Origin of the sequence: Anabaena sp. CCY 9910 (assembly GCF_963920875.1) — a bacterium.
GTDB lineage: Bacteria > Cyanobacteriota > Cyanobacteriia > Cyanobacteriales > Nostocaceae > Trichormus > Trichormus variabilis.
The window spans coordinates 154,047-173,119 of sequence record NZ_CAWUDJ010000006.1 but is presented as its reverse complement, the minus strand read 5'-3'; the positions used below and the strand labels follow the sequence as shown (position 1 = coordinate 173,119).

The window sequence follows — 19,073 nt, the reverse complement described above, 5'->3', positions numbered from 1 at the left end:
CGCGTCTCTGACAACCGACAACTGACCACTGACTAAAATATGCTTGACCTGACGAAATTGGCGCGACAAATGCAGGGTTTAAGTCAGCATCTATCTCTAGAGGCTGTGGCTAGTCGCCAGCGTTTAGAATTGGCGCAACAAAATCTGAAAAAGGCTTTTGATTGTCAACAAGATTTAATTGAACGTCAGGAAAAGTGGCGCGATCGCATTCTCTTTGCTAATGCTACCCCCCTGGAGCCTCTTAACTCTTGCTTAGATATTCCCACGCCTCCCAAGGTGCATTCTGTCATTGCTACTGATGGTTCGCAAATTGCCCCCAGTCACCACGAAATTGCTTATTGTTATCTGTTAAATATCGGTAGGGTAGTTTTACACTACGGACAAAATCGCTACCCTATATTGGATAGTTTGCCAGAGGTGTTTTACCGTCCAGAAGATTTATATGCGTCTCGTCAGTGGGGAATTAGAACTGAAGAATGGATGAGTTTCCGGCGCACTGCTAGCGAGGCGATCGTTTTAGCTGAGTTGGCTTGTAGTGTCCATGATGTAGAAGCTTCTTCATCTCCCCCTACTCTGGCAATGGTTGACGGTTCCTTAATTTACTGGTTTTTGGAACAGTTACCCGTAGATGCACGTAACTGCATTTTACCCCCCATATTGGAAGCTTGGCAGCAAATGCGTGCTGCCAAAATTCCTTTGATGGGTTATGTTAGCGCCTCTCGTAATGTGGAAGCGGTGAATTTTTTACGTTTGATTGCCTGTCCTCATCCTGTGCCTGATTGCGCTAGTTACTGCCCGAATCAACTAGAAAAAGTCCCATGCAAGGTATTTGACCCTTTGCGGGATACGGCATTGTGGACAACTCAATTACAACCCGGACAACGGGGGCCATTGTGGCGGAGTAATGCCCGGATTTTAGACCTTTATGAAGACCAAGCTATATACTTTTGCTACGTCCATGTTGGTACAGAAATTGCGCGGATAGAAGTACCTGCATGGGTAGCTGAAGATACAGAGATGTTTGACCAAGCTTTAGGGCTAATGTTGGCACAGGTGCAGAAAGGATATGGTTATCCAGTGGCGATCGCCGAAGCGCATAATCAAGCAGTAGTCAGGGGTGGTGATAAAACCCGTTTCTTTGCCCTACTGGAAAAACAAATGATTAAAGCTGGCTTAAAAAATGTCGGGACTTCTTACAAAGAAGCAAGGAAGCGAGGCAGTATTGCGTAGGGTTATGGAAACTGATAACTCACACTTAACATGACAATATCTAAAATCATAAGTTTATTTTTTATTTAATTAGTCCACAGATAATTCACGCAAAGCAACTCCCTTTTTTCGCATCCCGTGAAAATGCAGGCATTGTAGAGCAATACATTGTATTACTCTACTTGCCTAGCCTAATTATCTACCCATACTTATGCTGTAATTGCTAAATTCGACACCTTTAATATCGGAAATAACTTTAGCAGCCCAAAAAATAAGCAGTAGACCGTTAGTGTACACATAAGAAGTTGTTCCTATAACTTGTCTGTCTTCTGTGAGAACAGCAACAGGTGTGTTGTCAGCAGGGTTGGTTGTAAAGTGAAGTCTAAATTGAGACATTTGGCTTTCCTTGATTTAAACTGCCATCAACTTATCCAATTCACCCCACCCAAACCAAGTCAAAGCTATAGAACTAATTACCTAGTTAACCTGAGTCTCCAACGGAGGCTCACCTACGGGAAGGGCGACAGAAAACTGATAACTGACTAACCTCCGATTTGTGACATTGTGCGGCTGTATACTCCTGTTGTCCCAGAGTCACGCCCTTTATAGTTAATTTCTGGCTTGATTGCTAATAACTGTCTCACCTGTTCTCGTAACTGGGGGATACTCACACCAGAGCGTAGAGATGTTTTTAGATCGAGTTGACCTGTTTCGTTTAATAAGCAAGGGCGTAACCAGCCATCGGCACTCAGACGCATCCGGTTACAACGATCGCAAAAACACTCTGACATCTGGCTGATAAATCCTAGTGTGCCTTTCGCACCAGGGATTTGGAAGACATCTGCCGGGCCAGAACCACGAACTTGAGCTTCTGTCAAGCCCCAGCGATCGCGGATTTGTTGGCGTAATTCGGCGGAAGATACCCAACCGCGATCGCCAAATAATTCTCCGTTACCAATGGGCATAAATTCAATAAACCGGACGTGCCATTGTTTATCAATTGTTAAGGCGGCTAAATCGAGAATTTCGTGGTCGTTGACACCAGGAATTACCACTACATTTAGTTTCAATGGATCGAAGCCTACACGATGGGCAGCTTGAATACCATCCCAAACTTGTTGCCAGCGAGAACGTCCATGACTGCCGATAATCTGGTCAAATATATGGGGATCGAGGGAATCTAAGCTGATATTGATGCGCCGTAAACCAGCATCGTAGAGATTTTGGGCGATGGGTGCGAGTAAAAAGCCGTTAGTCGTCATGGAGAGGTCTTGGGTTTGGGGTAAAGATGCGATCGCCCCGACCAAATCCACAACACGGGGGCGTAATAAAGGTTCTCCCCCAGTTAAGCGAAATTGTCTAAAACCTACAGGAATAAATACTTCTTGAACTAAAGTGAGCAGTTCCTCATCAGTTAATAATTGTTGCTTGAGGATATAGTCTAACTCTGACCCCTCTGGCATACAGTACTGACAACGGAAATTGCAGCGATCTATTAAGCTAATGCGGAGGTAGTCTACCTGGTTCATCTGGGTTTTATTTTCTATTGTGTGCGATCGTTATAGATCCCTGCTTGAAACTTCACCTCAATTTCTCTACTTGATTCTTCATCAATCTTTGTACGCTGACTAAAGCGCGATTTAACTCATAATTGCGCCTTTGGGGATTTTGTAAATAAGACTGCTGTTCTTCTTCAATCATCTGTACATCTTTAATCACTAAACCATCGAGGAATTTTTGGGCTGCACCAAACAAACTATCTTTGACAAAGCGGCGAAACCGTACAGGTAATTTATGCAAGCGCCAAAAAGCGTTTAAAGATGTGAAATGGATTAAATAAGCTTTTGTTTGTGTCTCATTTACTGGACACAATAAACAGTAAATTTTAAAGTCTTTACCCAATGTAGACATCCAGTGGGGATAAATGTAACTCACATCAAGGGGTTCAGGATGTAAGCGGCGCAAAGCTGGGAAAAATAATTGGGAGATAGACCAGATTTTATCTATTTTGTAATAACTTTGGGCTTGATAATGAGCAACTACACGTTCATCTGTTTCCTCAATATCTTGTAATTCTGCTTGCGCCCAAGCTTGTAAATCCTGATGTAAATGTCCATGATACATATCCATCAGATTTTCAATTAAATAAGAATAATGTGCCTGACAATTAATAATGGCAACACTAGCAATGTAATTTAAATGATCCCACTCTGGTAAACCCATTGGTTCTATAGATGGTTCTCCATCACCGGGGAATAACCAAATAAAACCGTCTTGTTCTTTGACTGGGTAAGGGCGAATTTTGCAATTAGGGATTTTTTGATTCTCTGCTAAGTATGGCACGGTTGCACATTCACCATGATGATTCAAGCGCCAACCATGATAAGCACATTCCAATTCATTGCCGATAACTTGACCGTGACTAAGTTTAACTTGGCGATGTGGGCAACGGTCTTCTAGGGCGTGAATTTGTCCTGCACTGTCTCGATAAAGTGCGATCGCCTGATGCCAAAGTGTCACTCCCAAAGGTTTATTTGTGACTTCCTGACTACGTGCAACTACATACCAGTGATTCAGGTTAATACCCAATTGACGGACATCATGAATAGACACAGTTTCGGACAGAGAAGACATAAATATCCTTTTTGAAATTTGTCGGTTGTCAGAGACGCGATTAATCGCGTCTGTACAATCATTAGTCATTAGTTACCTCCCCTACACCCCTATACCCTTACACCCCTACACCCCCACAACTAAGCTAAGGTGTATGTCAACACCATCACCTAAGGAGTCTGACATGGAAGCTTTAGACTTGAAATGGATACGTGGGCAGTTTCCGGCGCTTACACAAAAAATTAACGGACAACCAGCTATATTTTTTGACGGCCCCGGTGGTACACAAGTACCTGGATCTGTTTTAGATGCTATCAGTGACTATTTAGTTAGGTCAAATGCTAATGCTCACGGGGCTTTTGCTACCAGTGCGCGGACAGATGCTTTAATTATTGCAGCGAGAACGGCGATCGCTGATTTTTTGGGTTGTCACAGTGATGAGGTGGTTTTCGGTGCTAATATGACGACGCTCACCTTTACTTTGAGTCGCGCTATTGGACGGACGCTGCAACCAGGGGATGAAATTATTGTGACACGGCTTGACCATTCGGCTAACGTTTCCTCTTGGGAAGCGTTGGCAGAACAAGGTGCAGTGATTCGTTATGTCGATGTCAAAGTTGATGATTGCACCTTAGATATAAATGATTTGGAGCAACAAATCAATTCCCGCACCAAGTTAGTAGCCGTCACTTATGCTTCCAATGCGGTGGGGACAATTAACGATATCGCCGCTATTGTCAAATTAGCCCATGCTGTAGGCGCTTTGGTGTTTGTTGATGCAGTTCATTATGCCCCTCATGGGATGATAAATGTTCATGCTTTGGGGTGTGATTTCCTCGCCTGTTCTGCATACAAATTCTTCGCGCCCCACGTTGGGATTTTGTATGGTAAGCGGGAACATCTTACAAATCTGCAACCTTATAAAGTTAAACCAGCCCCCAATGAAGTCCCATCCCGTTGGGAAACCGGAACCCTGAATTATGAAGGATTAGCGGGTTTAGTCGCGGCTATTAACTATTTGGCAAAATTAGGTTGTCATGTGTCCCCGACCATTAACCAAGAGTTAGTCTCGGCGTTGATTGAGGCTGATAAGGAAGGTTTGGAACATTTCCACTGTCCCCGGTTTCTAACTTCACCAGAACAACCATCATCCACATTGGTATCAGCTTATCACAGTCGTCGGGCAGCTTTAGTTGCAGCCATGTCAGCCATTCAGCAATACGAAAGAGAATTGAGCCATAAGCTAATTTCCGGCTTGCTAGAAATTCCTGGCTTAACTATATATGGCATCACAGATCCAGAACGTTTTGCTTGGCGGACACCAACAGTAGCAATTCGACTCCAAGGTAAAAGCCCAGAAAGTGTTGCGAGGGCATTAGGCGATCGCGGTATTTTCTCCTGGCATGGTAACTTTTATGCCTTGAATCTGACTGAGAAACTAGGTGTAGAAAGCAATGGCGGCTTATTGCGCCTGGGTTTAGTACACTACAATTCGGTGGAGGAAATTATACAATTACTCCAAGCTTTAAAAGAAATTGGCAGTGCCATATCGCTTTGAATACTTGTTATTTATTTATGGGGTTGGTAATTGCTAATCGGTAGTAGGTAATTGTAAGATTACTTGTGAAAAAATCGATTTTATGAATGTATCCAACATAGATAAGATTGAAAATAATCAAACTCATGCCATTGTCATTGGTAGCGGTATTGCTGGTTTGGTAACAGCACAGGTATTAACCAAACATTTTGACCAAGTAACAGTTATTGAACGCGATCGCTATCCTGAAAAACCAGCAGCTCGTCAAGGTGTACCCCAATCCTATCAAAGCCATGTTCTACTAACCCAAGGGCAACTCATTTTAGAACAGCTATTTCCGGGTTTGAAAGCCGAATTAGCAGACAAAGGATCACCTTTAACGGATTGGACAGCAGATTGTCCGTTGCTGTTATTGGGTGGTTGGAGTCCTCGTTTTCCTTCTGGGATTACAACCCGTGCTTGCAGTCGCAATCTTCTAGAAAGTGTGCTTCGTCAACGTCTAACTCATAATGACTCTGTAAAATTTCTCGAAAAAACTCAAGTTACAAGTTTATTGGGTAATGTGAATAATACTGCTGTCACTGGAGTGCAAATTAAGGATGCTAGCGGCTCTAAAGCAGAGTTACAGGCTCAATTAGTAATAGATGCTTCAGGGCGTAGTTCTAAAACACCAGAATGGTTGCAAAGTTTGGGTTATGAAAAGCCCAAAGAAACGGTGATTAATTCCTTTTTAGGGTATGCTACGCGTTTATATGAGTCATTGAGCAGTGATGCTGTAAACTGTAAAGCCTTGTATCTCATGCCTCAAGCTCCTAATCATAGTAGGGGTGCTACACTCTATCAAGTCGAGGGCGATCGCTGGATGGTCTCTCTCATAGGCGTAGGTCGAGACTACCCACCTACTGATGAAACTGGTTTTTTAGAATTTACTCAAAGCCTAGTTAGTCCAGTAGTTTACGAAGCTATTAAACATGGTCAGCCCATATCGCCGATTTATGGCTATCAGCGTACAGAAAATCGCTGGTGTCACTATGAACAACTAACCAAGTTACCAGAAAATTTTGTCGTTTTGGGTGATGCTGTCTGCGCCTTTAATCCTGTCTATGGTCAAGGTATGACCGTTGCTACTATAGGTGCTTTAACTTTGGATAAATGCCTTGGGCAACAAAATCAATGGCGTTCTCATAAAAATTTAACAGGCTTGGCGCGGCGCTTCCAAAAGCAGTTAGCTAAAGTCAACGAAGTTCCTTGGATGATGGCAACTAGCGATGATTTTCGCTGGTCAACTACTGAAGGAGGAAAACCAGATTTAATCACCCGCTTGATGCACTGGTATCTTGATCAAGTCATGCAGAATGCGAGTGAGAATCCCCAAGTTTACCAAGTTTTCATAGAAGTTATACATTTTCTCAAGCCGCCAACCGCATTTTTCCATCCAAGCGTTTTGGCACAAGTTTTATTTAGACCAAAAAACCAAGTTAAAATTTTTGACACACCAGAAATGGTTTCTTAAAGAATCAACCATTTATTGAGCATGAGTATGATCCGCCCTACCTTTTCTGTTGTTCTATAAGGGTATGAAGATCGCTCACCAAAAGCATAACTCAAATTAGAACAAAGATTGAAATCCCCGATTTTTTGGAAAATCGGGGATTTTTGAATTATCTTTCAGGAATCACAGCAATACACTCAATTTCTACCAATACATCTTTTGGCAAGCGTGACACCTCTACACAAGCACGCGCCGGCGCGGTGTTTTCCTCAAAATACTTGGCATAAACTACATTCACCGCAGCAAAATCATTCATATCTGCTAGGAATACAGTTGTCTTGACCACATTAGAAAATTTAATCCCAGCAGCTTGTAAGATTGCTTGGATATTAGCGAATACTTGTTCTGTTTGCTGTTTTACATCTCCCTCACCCACAACTGTACCAGTATTGGGATCAAGGGCAATTTGTCCAGCTAAGAAGAGTAATTTACCAGAAGCGGCGATCGCTTGATTATAAGGCCCCACTGGAGCAGGTGCTTTATCTGTACGGATAACTTGATGAGCCATAGATATTATTACGCCTTAAGTTTGGGAATTTGGGAGCAAGTCCCAGTGTCAGCTTTTGACGATTGGTTGCAGACAAATTTCGCTTTGTTTAGCCCAACCTGGGACGAATCCCATAATGCCGATAACGCCAATAATCGTGCAAAATGCGATCGTGGTCAAAACATAAATTACTAGGTACAAGCCAAGACTCAAAAACGCCTACACTCTTAGCATCGTCTCCGGCTTTTGGTTCTCCCGTTGCTGTTGCCAAAAATACAATACTAATCGTATGCTGACGCGGATCACGACTGGGATCAGAATACACTAGCAACTGTTCAACTAACTCTACCTGTAAACCCGTTTCTTCTTCCGCTTCCCTTCGCGCCGCCACTTCCACCGCTTCCCCATAATCCACAAAACCCCCAGGAAGCGCCCACCCCAAAGGCTGATTATGTCGCTCAATTAATACTATCGGTCTATGTGGTCTATCCACCAACTCAATGATGATATCAACCGTAGGTGTAGGATTTCTATAAGTCATTTTCAATAGTCAATAGTCAGTTGTCAAAAACGCGATTAATCACGTCTGTAGAATTGTTATTACTCATTAGTTTCCCCCACTCTCCTATCTACAGATAGCTTTCCAAGGTGGCGTTAGCGTGATAAATTCGATGCGGTTGGCTACGGCCACCGTAGGCGATCGCTCCCTCCTGTATTTGAAGTAAAATATGCCTTTTATTAGATCAAGCGGTGTTCTACTGCATCCTACCTCGTTTCCTAGCCGATTTGGCATTGGAGATTTAGGTTTAGAAGCTTACAAATTTATTGATTTTCTGGAAAAAAGCTATCAACAATATTGGCAAGTCTTACCCTTAGGCCCCACTGGATACGGTAATTCTCCTTATATGTCGTACTCAGCTTTGGCGGGGAATCATCTGCTGATTAGCCCAGAAAAATTACTAGATGAAGGTTTGCTGTCTGACGAAGATTTTGCCAATCTCCCAAATTTTCCTAATGAAAAAGTAGATTTTGAGCAGGCTGCACCAATCAAGATTCAACTCCTCAAAAAAGCTTGTGAAAATTTCAAGACTAAAGCATCACCCTTGCAACAAAAGGGGTTCGCGGGGTTTTGCGAAACTAAAGGCTATTGGCTAGATGATTATGCTTTATTCATGGCGCTGAAGGATACTAATAATAGCTCTAGTTGGCACACTTGGGAACCAGCACTAGCAAAGCGAGAAGCAGATGTATTGGAGAAGGTACAGCGTCAATTGACGGATGAGATTTTTTATTACAAGTTCATTCAGTACGAATTTTTCCGTCAGTGGTCAGAATTGAAGAGTTACGCCAATATGAAGGGGATCGAAATTATTGGTGATATCCCGATTTACGTAGCCCACGATAGTGCTGATGTCTGGGCAAATCCCGATATATTTTGCCTTGACGAAGAAACGGGGGAAGTTGCACTGATGGCGGGTGTCCCACCAGATTATTTTAGTGCTACTGGTCAGTTGTGGGGCAATCCGGTTTACAACTGGGAGGAATTGCAAAAACAAGATTTTAAATGGTGGGTACAGCGTTTTGAGGCAATGCTGGATTACGTTGATGTGATACGTATCGACCATTTTCGAGGGTTTGAGGCTTTCTGGACTGTACCCCAAGGTGAGGAAACAGCTATGAATGGTGAATGGGTGACAGCACCAGGGGAAGAACTATTCGATGCAATTAAGCAAAAACTGGGGAAATTGCCTGTTTTAGCCGAAGATTTGGGGGTAATCACTCCAGAGGTGGAAGCTTTACGGGACAAATACGAATTTCCAGGGATGAAGGTTTTGCAGTTTGCTTTTGGTTCTGACCCTGGAAATCCATTTTTACCTTTCAACTACAGCCGTAATTTTGTAGTTTATACGGGAACTCATGATAATGATACAACTGTAGGTTGGTTCAATACAGCCAACGACTACGAGAAAAACAATCTATTACTTTATTTGGGTTCTGTTAGCCCTGAAGGTATCCACTGGGATTTAATTCGCCTGGCTTTGAGTTCTGTAGCAAATCAAGCCATTATTCCCTTACAAGATATTTTGGGCTTGGGTAATGAGGCGCGAATGAATTTTCCTAGCATTGCTGAGGGAAATTGGGCGTGGCGCTATGATTCCGCCACATTAAAAGACGAATTAAGCGATCGCTTAAAAATCCTCACTAAACTCTACGGTCGCGCCCCTCAAGGTAAGCAGGGAAACTAATAGGACTCACGCACCCAGATTTTTGTTGAGACCGGGTGTAAGGGTGTAGAGGAAAAAACTAATAATTAAGTCAAGATACCTTATCAAGACTGTTCTTCTTCTGACCCCTATACCCCTATACCCAGTTACAGCATGAGTTTCACGTTTTCTTAGTGACATTCGGTTTGAGGGTGTAGGGGTGTAGATTGAATACCTACACCCCTATACCCCCATACCTTTATACCCTTTCTACAATTCAGGTTGAGCTGCAATCTTAATTTCTTCCTCTTCACCTAGTTCTCCCATTTCTTTGGCTGCTTGCTGATTAACACTCATCAGCACACCACCAGCGTTATTGGTTTTCACTGTTAGTTGTTCTTGCGCTTTCCACACTCGATGAGTACCTTCTGGTAAAGTTCCTTCAAATTCTGTTTTCCCATCAGCTATGACACGAATCCATGATGATGCTTTGAGAGTGACACCAATCTGTACTGATTGATTGTTTTTCTCTTTGGTGATGCGATCGCTTACAGGTTCAGTTTTAATTAACTTCTGTTGGGAATCGGCTACTGTTTCTTTATTAATTTGTGGCGTATTTTCATTATCGTTTGCCCGCAATGCGGCGTTATTTAATAATTGCGACAAGCCACTAACAGAGCAGACGATAACCAGTATGTAAAGTAAGTAAAGATGAATAGGACGTAATAAACTAATAGATGGGGATTCGCCTACAGGCTGAAGTTTCTTTTGCTCGGAAACAACAGGGAATTGGCTGGAGAATTCCACACCATTAAAGCCAAGTGCATCAGCAAATTGTCTGATCAAACCTTGAATATATATTGGTTCTGGTAAATCGTTGAGATTACCTTCTTCAATTGCTTGCAACAATCGCCGAGGGATTCTAGTGATGGCGACCATTTCTTCTAGAGATAAACCCTTTTCTTGCCGGGAAGCCCATAATTGAGCGCCCAATTCGGCTAGTTTGTCGGCTCTTTGTTGGTCTAAGGAAAGTTGCGGTTGCTCATCTTGCTTTCTTTTTAGCCATTTCATGACTTATCTAAACTCCTTACCTCAGCTGAATCTCTTAATAGGATTGAGTGTTAGTTGACAGTTGATAACTAAATATCTTTACGGTTGGGGATTTTGAACTTTGATTCGTTGCGTAGGAATATGTTTTAACTGTTCCTGTAAACTACGAATCTCGTCATCTCGAAGAATGCGGTAATTCCCAGCACGCAATAATGGTTGTTTTGATGTTTGTAATTGAATTGAACCGATCGCCGTACGATGTAATTTAATTACTGGATACCCTAATTGTTCTGCTACACGGCGAATTTGGCGATTGCGTCCCTCCTGCAAAACGATTTCTAAACGACTTTTTTCTGCCAGACTTTCTAGCAAGCTTACCTTGGCTTTGCGGGTTTTTCTCCCATCTAACAGCACACCCTCCCGCCACATTTTTAGCACTGCTTCTGGGGGATGACCTTTCACTAAAATTTGATAAGTCTTGGGAATATTATGACTGGGATGAGTCAGCTTAAATGTCAAATCTCCATCATTGGTCAGTATTAATGCTCCTGTAGAATATGCGTCTAGGCGACCAACTGGGTGAAGACCCGAACCCTTACGTAATTCTTCTGGCAATAAATCTAACACAGTTTTTCTACCCTGTGGATCGTAGCAAGTAGAAACTACTCCGGTGGGTTTGTTTAATAATAAGTACGTTAGACGGTGATGCCTTTGAGCTGATACTGACTTGCCATCAACTGTAATTATATCCCTTTCTAGGTTAACTTTTTGACCTAATTCAGCCAATGTGCCATTTATCTGCACACGCGATCGCCGTATCATTTCTTCTGCCTCCCGACGAGAGGCGATACCCCATTGAGCAAGAACTTTTTGTAACCTAGCCTCCATATTTGACAATTCAAAATTCAAAATTCGTCTTGGAAAGTTGGGCGGGACGGAAACCGACACCGCCCACTTTCCGCAAAATTCAAAACAGCTAGAGTTCGGACAACAGTCCTTTACTCAACCGAGACTGCTTGTTTTTGATGAGGGTTTTAAACCCTTGAATTTACGATAAATTACGGTTGATAATTTAAGAGCCTAAAGAACAATCATAATCTTGGCGTTTTGTAGATATTAGCCATAGATGTTACAGTTAAGGCTTATTTAAAGTTCGGTTAATTACCCAGCAAATACGCATTTATAGAGTGGTTAAATGCCAGAGAATAATTCCCAAAAAAGAGGTTTAAACAAAATCCGCATTATTACGAACGTGTTGACCACAGCTTTAAAATTGTGGTTGCGATCGCAAGTCAGTCAAATCTCTGATCTGGAAGTAGAAATAAAAGCCAGCGATCGCCAACTTCTCTCCGGTTGCATTCCCTGGGTTTCTATATTTGCCAGTCATGCCATCTATCAAGACCTCCATATTACACAAATTAAACTTGCAGCAGAGAATATTCAAATTAACATCGGTCAAGTACTCAAAGGTCAACCCCTGCAATTATTACAGGTAGTACCCGTAAGTGGTGAGTTAATCATAGATGAGACAGATTTGAATACTTCCCTCTCATCTGGGCTATTATCGACTGCTTTAAATGATGTACTGGATAAACTTTTACCAGAATATTGGTCAAAATCCAAGCATATTCTTTGGCAAAAAATTATTCTGGATCATCAGCAGATCAAACTGAATGCTATCCTAACATCTGCAAGTGAACCTATACCCCTGGAAATTTGCTTACACTTAGACTTACTCAGTGGGCAAAAATTGCAGTTATCGCAAATCCGAGTTCAACAAAACCAAGTCACCCTATTAGAAAATAGCGATCCCCTCAATGTGGATCTTGGCTCAGATGTTGATATCCAAGAACTGAAGCTTACCCCTGGACAGTTGCTTTGTCGCGGACGAGTTAATGTTAATCCGTGATGATGGAGTCGGGAGGAGGCAGGGGAGCAGGGAAAGTAAAGAAGAATCTGACAACTGAAAACTGACTATTAACTAAAATAATGGCAAAATGAGCGTGACGAAATAGTAAACCAAAGGGGCAGTGAAGATATAACTATCTGTGCGATCTAAGATGCCACCATGACCGGGGATCAATTGTCCAGAGTCCTTGACACCAGCATCACGCTTGAGCATTGACTCAGTAAGATCGCCCAAAAGACTAGCCAAGCCAATTAGTAAGCCTAAAATTGTGCCAGTCAAAAGAAATTTGGGTAAGTGAAGGTAATAAGCGCCAGCCAGAGCTACTGCTAAACTAGCACTGATCCCAAAAACCGCACCTTCCACTGTTTTTTTCGGGCTGATATCAGACAGACGAGTTTTGCCGAAGAATTTACCAATAGTATATGCACCAATGTCTGCTGCCCAGATGCACAGAAATGTCAGCACTGTGATTTTCAAACCTTGGGGTAGAGAGGCAAAATTTCTTTCTTCCAGAATATCTGTCAAACTTCCTGGCCAGTAGCCCCCTAAAGGTAAATTACTGATGGCTGTGGTACCAATTGAACGTAACCGCACCCAATAACTCGGTAAGTACCCGACATAAAAAAGCCCCATAATCGATGCCGAAACATCGGCGATTGTGGCCATTTTCGGTTGAAATAGTAAATAAAAGCAAATAAATGTACCTGCAATAGGCATGACAGCATCAACTAAATTGCTGTCCACAGTACAAGTAACTAGTAAAACTTGACTAAGGAATAAAGTGGTTTTCGCGGCTGGCAAAATACCTCTAGTGCGAACTAAATCAAAATATTCCTGTTGTCCTAAGAAAACAACGATCGCCAGCATGATGGTGAAATACCAACCCCCCAACAGGACAGCAACTAAAGCAAGGGCGATCGCAACAATTCCACTAATAATCCGGGACCAAGGCATAGAAGTATTCGGGGTTGGGTACTGGGGATGGGGATTGGGGACTGGGGACTGGGGATTGGGTACTGGGGATTGGGTACTGGGGATTGGGTACTGGGCGAAAATCTTGGAGTAAGTTCCTCTCCCCTTGCCTCCCCTGCTTTCTTCCCCCTACTCTCCATTCTCATCTACTCTTCCTAGTACCCAGTCCCTAGTCTAGTTTCTCACCACTGAGGATAAAAATGGGATCAACTGCGGCAAAGGTTTGAGAAAATCCTCGTGTTTCTAAGCGATTGACTGCGGACTGAACAACTTCAATGTTTCTCGCTTGTAATTGAGAAAAGCTCTGAGAAATAGCATACAAGCTTTCGAGGTTAGCGGCTGTGGCGATAACTCTGCCTGATGATGGTAAATATTGCCAGACTGCTTGTAAAATCTCTTGAATCGGTCTTCCTCCCTCAATACAGACACGATGAGGAGCCGTTTTAATATTATGTAGACATTCGGGGGCGCTACCTTCCACTATTTCTACATTTTTCACATCAAAGCGATCGCAATTGCGTTTAATTAAATTTGCGACTTCTTCGTCTCGTTCCACAGCAATAATCTGTCCTTTTGGACATAGTAGCCCCACTTCGACAGGAATTGTACCTGTCCCTGCCCCAATATCCCATAAAACCGAGCCAGGTTCTAAACGTAGCTGAGAAATTAACAACAGCCTAATTTCTCGCTGAGTAAGAGGGATTCCCGGCAAATGCTCGAAGAATTCATCGGGGATACCAGGGGTAACATAAGGCCAAAGTTGGGAAGGCATAGAACAATACAATATATTAGGGGTATTAGTTTGTTTAATTTGGCAAGTTATAAACGTAGCGTTATAAGCAATGATTATGCTTGGAGAAATTTTCAACACTCGCTACGAGATTCAACAGCTATTAGGAAAAAAAGCAGGACGGCGGACATTACTCGCTAAAGATGTTGTCACTGGTGAATTAGTAATTGTCAAGCTGCTGGCTTTTAGTAGTGACTTTGAGTGGGATGATCTCAAGCTGTTTGAGCGTGAAGCTGAAACTCTCAAGTCTTTGTCTCATCCCCATATTCCGCAATATTTGGACTATTTTGAGGTAAATTCCCCTACCATCAAAGGTTTTGCCCTTGTACAGAGTTATATCTCAGCCCAAACTTTAGAGCAATACTTACAATCTGGGCGTAGTTTTAGTGAATCTGATATTAAACAAATAGCCACAGCAATTTTAGAGATTCTCATATATCTACATGGGTTGTATCCGCCTGTTATTCACCGTGATATTAAGCCTAGCAATATTTTGTTAGGAGAGCGTTCTGGTAATCATGTCGGTCAGGTGTATCTAGTAGATTTTGGTTCTGTACAGACGGCTTTGGGTACAGAAGGTGGCACAAGGACTGTAGTAGGAACCTACGGATATATGCCCCCAGAACAATTTGGTGGACGTACAGTCACAGCGTCTGACCTTTATAGCTTAGGGGCAACATTAATTTATTTGGTAACAGGTACTCACCCAGCAGATTTACCCCAAAAAGATTTTCGTATCCAATTTGAGTCAGTAGCTAACCTCAGTCCGGGTTTAACGTCTTGGTTAAAGACGATGACTGAACCCAGTGTAGAAAGACGCTTCAGTTCAGCACAGCAAGCGCTCAAAGCATTAGAAAGTTCACATCTTCTCACTCATAGTCAGTTAGTTATTGGTAAACCAGAGTGGAGCAAAATTCAACTAACTAAAGATGCAGATTCTCTAGAAATATTGATTCCCCCCGTTGGTTTTCAGCCATCGATGGTATTTATGGGACTATTTGCGATCGCCTGGAATTCTTTCATCTTATTTTGGACAATAGGCGCACTCTCAGCGCCCTTCCCAGTCAACATCCCCTTTGCTTTATTCTCTCTGCCTTTTTGGGGTGCTGGCTATTTTATGGCTTCCACTTTTCTCCTCAGTTTATTGGGGCGTAATCGGCTACGCTTGAATAGAGAACAAATTACTTTCACCCATGAGTTATTCGGCTTTAAATTTCATCGTCCTCGCCCTGCATCAAGAGAAAGTATCACCAAATTAGTTTACATACCCAGACATTTAACAAAAGATTCTGAAGGTGCTAAAACTCAAGTACCAGCACAATTAGAGATTTGGGCTGGAGTGCAGAAATATCAACTGGGGACTAACACAGCCATTCAATCAGAAACAGAACTGGAATGGCTAGCCCAAGAATTAAGCAATTGGTTAAATATCCCCATCCAACGAGATTAAAGATTAAATCTTTATTTATAAACATCCCCTCTCGCTCCGATTGGGTAAATCTCTACGTCTCTGGAATCTATATAAACTGTGAAAATATAGGACTTACGCAAGTGTCATAATCAAAGTAACTGTAGGGTGCGTCAGCCCCAATAATTTCGTACACATTAGAGGATTTTCCGCATCTGACGCACCCTACTATTGTGCCGGTTGCGTGAGTCCTGTGTCGGTTGCTTGATTTTGTAGAACGCCATCGCCTTTTCCACTGTAAACTCAATCTCTCCAAAGCAATCTCAAGAGTTTCAGCCTTAGCTTTATAGTTAATTAAGGAGGAATAATAATTATGTTTGGACTAGGATGGCCGGAAATCGCAATCATTGTCGTCGTGGCCGTTGTCATATTCGGCCCAAAAAAAATTCCCGAACTGGGAAGCGCACTAGGTAAAACCTTGAGAGGTTTTAAGGAGGAGTTGAAAACTCCTAGTGAGGATACCAACCCGGAAGAAGAAAAATAAGAAATTCCAATTAAGAAGATTCAGCAACGGTCAATAGTGGAGATGGGAATGACCACATCTCTACTATCGACTACAGCAAAGTATTAATTACAGAAGAAGATGCTACGCCATTTTGGTTATCTATAACGGTTGTCGAGGGATTTTGTTGCTGTATCTCCTCTTTGACTAATCCACGCAGTTTAATTAACTTAATAGCACGGCTAACGCTTTCCGGCAGGATAACTACCAAACCGTTCGCGGGAGCCATATCCAAGCCCTTGTTAATTGCTTGTGTTTCATCCAGAATGGACTCATAACGAGCATCTGGCTTAACTTGGGTGATGCCTTTGGTTATCAATGCAGAGGCTGAACCCCTTGGTCTACCTCTAGTATCGTCGTCTTCTTTGACAATGATGTAATCAAAAATCTCGGCGGCTAGTTTGCCTAAGGTGACAAAATCTTCGTCCCGGCGATCGCCAGGCCCACCGACTACACCAATACGTTGTCCACTTGTCCAGTTACGTACAAATGCGCCTACAGCTTCGTAACTAGCTGGGTTGTGTGCATAGTCAACTAAGGCGTGGTAGTTGCCCAAATTGAATAAGTTCATCCGTCCTGGGGTTTGACTCACGGAAGCCCGGAAGGTTCTTAAGCCAGCACGAATTTGCTCAATGGAGACGTTCTGTACAAAGGCTGCCAAACTAGCGGCTAAAGCGTTAGCGATCATAAATGGTGCGCGTCCACCCATTGTCAAGGGGATTTGTTCTGCCCTTTCGATGCGGTGTGTCCAATCGCCTTTGACGATTGACAGATAGCCATTTTCATAGACTGCTGCAACTCCGCCCTTCTGGATATGTTTCCGCACCAGTTCCGAGTCGGGATTCATGGTGAAGTAGGCAATATTGGCTTTAGTTTTTTCTGCCATTGCAGCAACGCGGCGATCGTCGGCGTTGAGTACTGCATAGCCATCAGGATACACAGATTCCGCCACCACGCTTTTCAGGTTAGCCAACTGATCAATAGTGTCAATGTCACCAATTCCTAAGTGATCGGCCGCCACATTTAACACCACACCCACATTAGCAGACTCAAAGCCTAAGCCAGAGCGCAAAATACCGCCACGGGCTGTTTCCAAAACTGCAACCTCGACGGTTGGGTCTTGTAAGATGACGTGAGCGCTTTGAGGCCCAGTGTTATCACCAGATTCAACTAAGTAATCACCGATGTATGTTCCATCAGTGGTTGTATAACCTACTACTTTGCCTGTTTGCTTGTAAATGTGTGCCAGCAGGCGGGTAGTGGTGGTTTTACCGTTAGTGCCGGTAACACTGAGGATGGGAATGCGGCCGGACTGTTCGTTGGGGAAGAGCATATCCATCACTGCACCGGCAACGTTGCGGGGAATGCCTTGGCTAGGAGCTACGTGCATTCTAAAGCCTGGCGCAGCGTTGACTTCGACAATTACACCGTCTAATTCCCTCAAAGGGCGGCTAATGTCGGTAGTGACGATATCGAGTCCGGCGATGTCCAAACCGATTATCTTGACTACTCTTTGGGCTAACCAGATGTTTTCTGGGTGAATTTCGTCTGTCCTGTCTACAGCAGTACCACCTGTACTCAGGTTGGCGGTTGCTCTTAAATAACAAATCGTGCCTTTTGGTGGCACGCTGTTGAGTGTGTAACCTGCCCTTTCGAGTAGTTGGTAACTGGTACGGTCTAGTTCTATTTTAGTGAGGACTTTATCGTGTCCGTCGCCACGGTTGGGGTCTTGGTTGATTTCCTCTATTAGTTCGGCGATGGTGGAGCGACCGTTACCAATCACATGAGCTGGTACACGTTCGGCAACGGCCACGACTTTACCATCTACCACTAGTACTCTGTGGTCGCGCCCAACGTAATATCGCTCAACAATGATTGACCGGGAAACTTGTCTCGCTGCTTCGTAAGCGGCTTCAGCTTCTTCCCAACTTCTAATATCGATTGTAATACCGCGTCCATGATTGCCATCTAGGGGCTTGATGACAATCGGATAACCGCCAACATATTCGATGGCTTCTTCCAAATCATCCAAGAAATTAATCACTGTACCCCTGGGTACCGGCACACCAGATGCGGCTAAGATGCGTTTGGTTGCTTCTTTATCGCAAGCTAGTTCTACGCCTAAAATACCCGTTTTATCGGTCATGGTGGCCTGCATCCGCTTATGATTCACGCCATAGCCTAGTTGAATCAAAAAGCGTGCGCTCAGCTGCATCCAAGGGATACCACGTTTCTCGGCTTCTTTGACAATTGCTTCGGTGGAGGGACCCAGGGAAGCATCACGCCATAAATCTTTCAGGTCTTGTATATCTTGCTCTAGTTCTGCCTTGGGGTATCGACCGCGATCTACAATGCTTTGGCACAACCTGACAGCTGCTCGTCCAGCATAGCGTCCCGCTTCCTCGTTTAAATACTCGATTACTACCTGATAAATTCCAGGTGTGGCAGTTTCACGGGTACGACCAAAGCCCACGTGCATTCCAGCTAATTCTTGGAGTTCTAGGGCTACGTGTTCCACGATATGACCCATCATGGTGCCTTCTCGCACTCTCATCAAAAAACCACCATGACAGCCGGGCGAGCAATAATGACCTTCCAGACTTGGCAGCGCCTCTACTAATCCTTCATAAAATCCGGGGATTTCATTTGATGGCGTCTCGGCAAGGGTTTCCAAATCGAGGCGCATGACGATCAGTTTGTGGCGTCGAATGCTCCAGTAGTTTGGGCCGCGTAAGGTCTGGATCTTGAGGATTCTCATGGGAATAGGTAGATGGAGATTC

17 protein-coding genes are annotated in these 19,073 nt (G+C 43.4%); 7 read left to right on the top strand and 10 right to left on the bottom strand.

The window, feature by feature from the left end; all coding sequences use genetic code 11:
• Window positions 1-39 precede the first annotated feature (39 nt).
• Window positions 40-1,230: a DNA double-strand break repair nuclease NurA gene (locus ACM5QX_RS07705; RefSeq protein WP_414753074.1), complete on the top strand. Its 1,191-nt coding sequence runs from the start codon at window positions 40-42 to the stop codon at window positions 1,228-1,230.
• Between the two features lie 174 nt (window positions 1,231-1,404).
• Here the strand turns inward: ACM5QX_RS07705 and ACM5QX_RS07700 are convergent, their stop codons facing one another.
• From ACM5QX_RS07700 to ACM5QX_RS07690, 3 genes are all read right to left on the bottom strand, one after another.
• The gene (locus tag ACM5QX_RS07700; RefSeq protein ID WP_414753073.1) at window positions 1,405-1,605 is read right to left on the bottom strand and encodes a hypothetical protein; all 201 of its coding nucleotides are present in this window, start codon (window positions 1,603-1,605) and stop codon (window positions 1,405-1,407) included.
• 146 nt (window positions 1,606-1,751) lie between these two features.
• Window positions 1,752-2,738 carry a GTP 3',8-cyclase MoaA gene (gene moaA, locus ACM5QX_RS07695; RefSeq protein ID WP_414753072.1) on the bottom strand — a complete coding sequence of 329 codons (987 nt, stop codon included), beginning with the start codon at window positions 2,736-2,738 and terminating at the stop codon, window positions 1,752-1,754.
• Window positions 2,739-2,790: 52 nt separating this feature from the next.
• Window positions 2,791-3,843: a Rieske 2Fe-2S domain-containing protein gene (locus ACM5QX_RS07690; protein ID WP_414753105.1), complete on the bottom strand. Its 1,053-nt coding sequence runs from the start codon at window positions 3,841-3,843 to the stop codon at window positions 2,791-2,793.
• A gap of 163 nt (window positions 3,844-4,006) precedes the next feature.
• Between ACM5QX_RS07690 and ACM5QX_RS07685 the strand changes: the two genes are divergently transcribed.
• A complete protein-coding gene (locus tag ACM5QX_RS07685) occupies window positions 4,007-5,380 on the top strand; it encodes a cysteine desulfurase-like protein (protein ID WP_414753104.1) in 1,374 nt (457 codons plus the stop codon).
• An 82-nt stretch (window positions 5,381-5,462) separates the two neighbouring features.
• Window positions 5,463-6,872, top strand: coding sequence for an FAD-dependent oxidoreductase (locus tag ACM5QX_RS07680; RefSeq protein WP_414753071.1), 1,410 nt, complete (start codon window positions 5,463-5,465; stop codon window positions 6,870-6,872).
• 148 nt (window positions 6,873-7,020) lie between these two features.
• On the opposite strand, the gene ACM5QX_RS07675 is transcribed toward ACM5QX_RS07680, so the two are convergent.
• Both ACM5QX_RS07675 and ACM5QX_RS07670 read right to left on the bottom strand, forming a co-directional pair.
• Window positions 7,021-7,419 carry a RidA family protein gene (locus ACM5QX_RS07675; protein WP_414753070.1) on the bottom strand — a complete coding sequence of 133 codons (399 nt, stop codon included), beginning with the start codon at window positions 7,417-7,419 and terminating at the stop codon, window positions 7,021-7,023.
• 88 nt (window positions 7,420-7,507) lie between these two features.
• Complete coding sequence (locus tag ACM5QX_RS07670; protein ID WP_414753103.1) at window positions 7,508-7,939, bottom strand: NUDIX domain-containing protein; 432 nt, start codon at window positions 7,937-7,939, stop codon at window positions 7,508-7,510.
• A gap of 187 nt (window positions 7,940-8,126) precedes the next feature.
• Between ACM5QX_RS07670 and malQ the strand changes: the two genes are divergently transcribed.
• Complete coding sequence (gene malQ, locus ACM5QX_RS07665; RefSeq protein WP_414753069.1) at window positions 8,127-9,644, top strand: 4-alpha-glucanotransferase; 1,518 nt, start codon at window positions 8,127-8,129, stop codon at window positions 9,642-9,644.
• Window positions 9,645-9,872: 228 nt separating this feature from the next.
• Here the strand turns inward: malQ and ACM5QX_RS07660 are convergent, their stop codons facing one another.
• Both ACM5QX_RS07660 and ACM5QX_RS07655 read right to left on the bottom strand, forming a co-directional pair.
• Window positions 9,873-10,673, bottom strand: coding sequence for a helix-turn-helix domain-containing protein (locus ACM5QX_RS07660; RefSeq protein WP_414753068.1), 801 nt, complete (start codon window positions 10,671-10,673; stop codon window positions 9,873-9,875).
• A gap of 78 nt (window positions 10,674-10,751) precedes the next feature.
• Complete coding sequence (locus ACM5QX_RS07655; RefSeq protein ID WP_414753067.1) at window positions 10,752-11,540, bottom strand: pseudouridine synthase; 789 nt, start codon at window positions 11,538-11,540, stop codon at window positions 10,752-10,754.
• A gap of 307 nt (window positions 11,541-11,847) precedes the next feature.
• On the opposite strand from ACM5QX_RS07655, the gene ACM5QX_RS07650 reads away from it, so the two are divergent.
• The gene (locus ACM5QX_RS07650; protein WP_414753066.1) at window positions 11,848-12,561 is read left to right on the top strand and encodes a DUF2993 domain-containing protein; all 714 of its coding nucleotides are present in this window, start codon (window positions 11,848-11,850) and stop codon (window positions 12,559-12,561) included.
• A gap of 72 nt (window positions 12,562-12,633) precedes the next feature.
• Here the strand turns inward: ACM5QX_RS07650 and ACM5QX_RS07645 are convergent, their stop codons facing one another.
• Window positions 12,634-13,515 (bottom strand): phosphatidate cytidylyltransferase, encoded by an 882-nt coding sequence (locus ACM5QX_RS07645; RefSeq protein ID WP_414753065.1) that lies wholly within the window; start codon window positions 13,513-13,515, stop codon window positions 12,634-12,636.
• 187 nt (window positions 13,516-13,702) lie between these two features.
• Entirely contained in the window at window positions 13,703-14,305 is a 603-nt protein-coding gene (cbiT, locus tag ACM5QX_RS07640; RefSeq protein WP_414753064.1) for a precorrin-6Y C5,15-methyltransferase subunit CbiT, read from the bottom strand.
• Between the two features lie 76 nt (window positions 14,306-14,381).
• On the opposite strand from cbiT, the gene ACM5QX_RS07635 reads away from it, so the two are divergent.
• Both ACM5QX_RS07635 and tatA read left to right on the top strand, forming a co-directional pair.
• A complete protein-coding gene (locus ACM5QX_RS07635) occupies window positions 14,382-15,773 on the top strand; it encodes a serine/threonine protein kinase (protein ID WP_414753063.1) in 1,392 nt (463 codons plus the stop codon).
• A 331-nt stretch (window positions 15,774-16,104) separates the two neighbouring features.
• Window positions 16,105-16,275, top strand: a complete 171-nt coding sequence (tatA, locus tag ACM5QX_RS07630) for a twin-arginine translocase TatA/TatE family subunit (RefSeq protein ID WP_011318617.1) — start codon at window positions 16,105-16,107, stop codon at window positions 16,273-16,275.
• Window positions 16,276-16,345: 70 nt separating this feature from the next.
• Here tatA and cphA read toward each other — a convergent pair whose 3' ends face one another.
• Complete coding sequence (gene cphA / locus ACM5QX_RS07625) at window positions 16,346-19,051, bottom strand: cyanophycin synthetase (protein ID WP_011318616.1); 2,706 nt, start codon at window positions 19,049-19,051, stop codon at window positions 16,346-16,348.
• Window positions 19,052-19,073 lie beyond the last annotated feature (22 nt).

Bases quoted from the DNA above. Each gene is read 5' to 3' on its own strand.
- ACM5QX_RS07705 (WP_414753074.1), top strand. From the start codon at position 40: ATGCTTGACCTGACGAAATTGGCGCGACAAATGCAGGGTTTAAGTCAG.
- ACM5QX_RS07700 (WP_414753073.1), bottom strand. From the start codon at position 1,605: ATGTCTCAATTTAGACTTCACTTTACAACCAACCCTGCTGACAACACA.
- moaA (WP_414753072.1), bottom strand. From the start codon at position 2,738: ATGAACCAGGTAGACTACCTCCGCATTAGCTTAATAGATCGCTGCAAT.
- ACM5QX_RS07690 (WP_414753105.1), bottom strand. From the start codon at position 3,843: ATGTCTTCTCTGTCCGAAACTGTGTCTATTCATGATGTCCGTCAATTG.
- ACM5QX_RS07685 (WP_414753104.1), top strand. From the start codon at position 4,007: ATGGAAGCTTTAGACTTGAAATGGATACGTGGGCAGTTTCCGGCGCTT.
- ACM5QX_RS07680 (WP_414753071.1), top strand. From the start codon at position 5,463: ATGAATGTATCCAACATAGATAAGATTGAAAATAATCAAACTCATGCC.
- ACM5QX_RS07675 (WP_414753070.1), bottom strand. From the start codon at position 7,419: ATGGCTCATCAAGTTATCCGTACAGATAAAGCACCTGCTCCAGTGGGG.
- ACM5QX_RS07670 (WP_414753103.1), bottom strand. From the start codon at position 7,939: ATGACTTATAGAAATCCTACACCTACGGTTGATATCATCATTGAGTTG.
- malQ (WP_414753069.1), top strand. From the start codon at position 8,127: ATGCCTTTTATTAGATCAAGCGGTGTTCTACTGCATCCTACCTCGTTT.
- ACM5QX_RS07660 (WP_414753068.1), bottom strand. From the start codon at position 10,673: ATGAAATGGCTAAAAAGAAAGCAAGATGAGCAACCGCAACTTTCCTTA.
- ACM5QX_RS07655 (WP_414753067.1), bottom strand. From the start codon at position 11,540: ATGGAGGCTAGGTTACAAAAAGTTCTTGCTCAATGGGGTATCGCCTCT.
- ACM5QX_RS07650 (WP_414753066.1), top strand. From the start codon at position 11,848: ATGCCAGAGAATAATTCCCAAAAAAGAGGTTTAAACAAAATCCGCATT.
- ACM5QX_RS07645 (WP_414753065.1), bottom strand. From the start codon at position 13,515: ATGCCTTGGTCCCGGATTATTAGTGGAATTGTTGCGATCGCCCTTGCT.
- cbiT (WP_414753064.1), bottom strand. From the start codon at position 14,305: ATGCCTTCCCAACTTTGGCCTTATGTTACCCCTGGTATCCCCGATGAA.
- ACM5QX_RS07635 (WP_414753063.1), top strand. From the start codon at position 14,382: ATGCTTGGAGAAATTTTCAACACTCGCTACGAGATTCAACAGCTATTA.
- tatA (WP_011318617.1), top strand. From the start codon at position 16,105: ATGTTTGGACTAGGATGGCCGGAAATCGCAATCATTGTCGTCGTGGCC.
- cphA (WP_011318616.1), bottom strand. From the start codon at position 19,051: ATGAGAATCCTCAAGATCCAGACCTTACGCGGCCCAAACTACTGGAGC.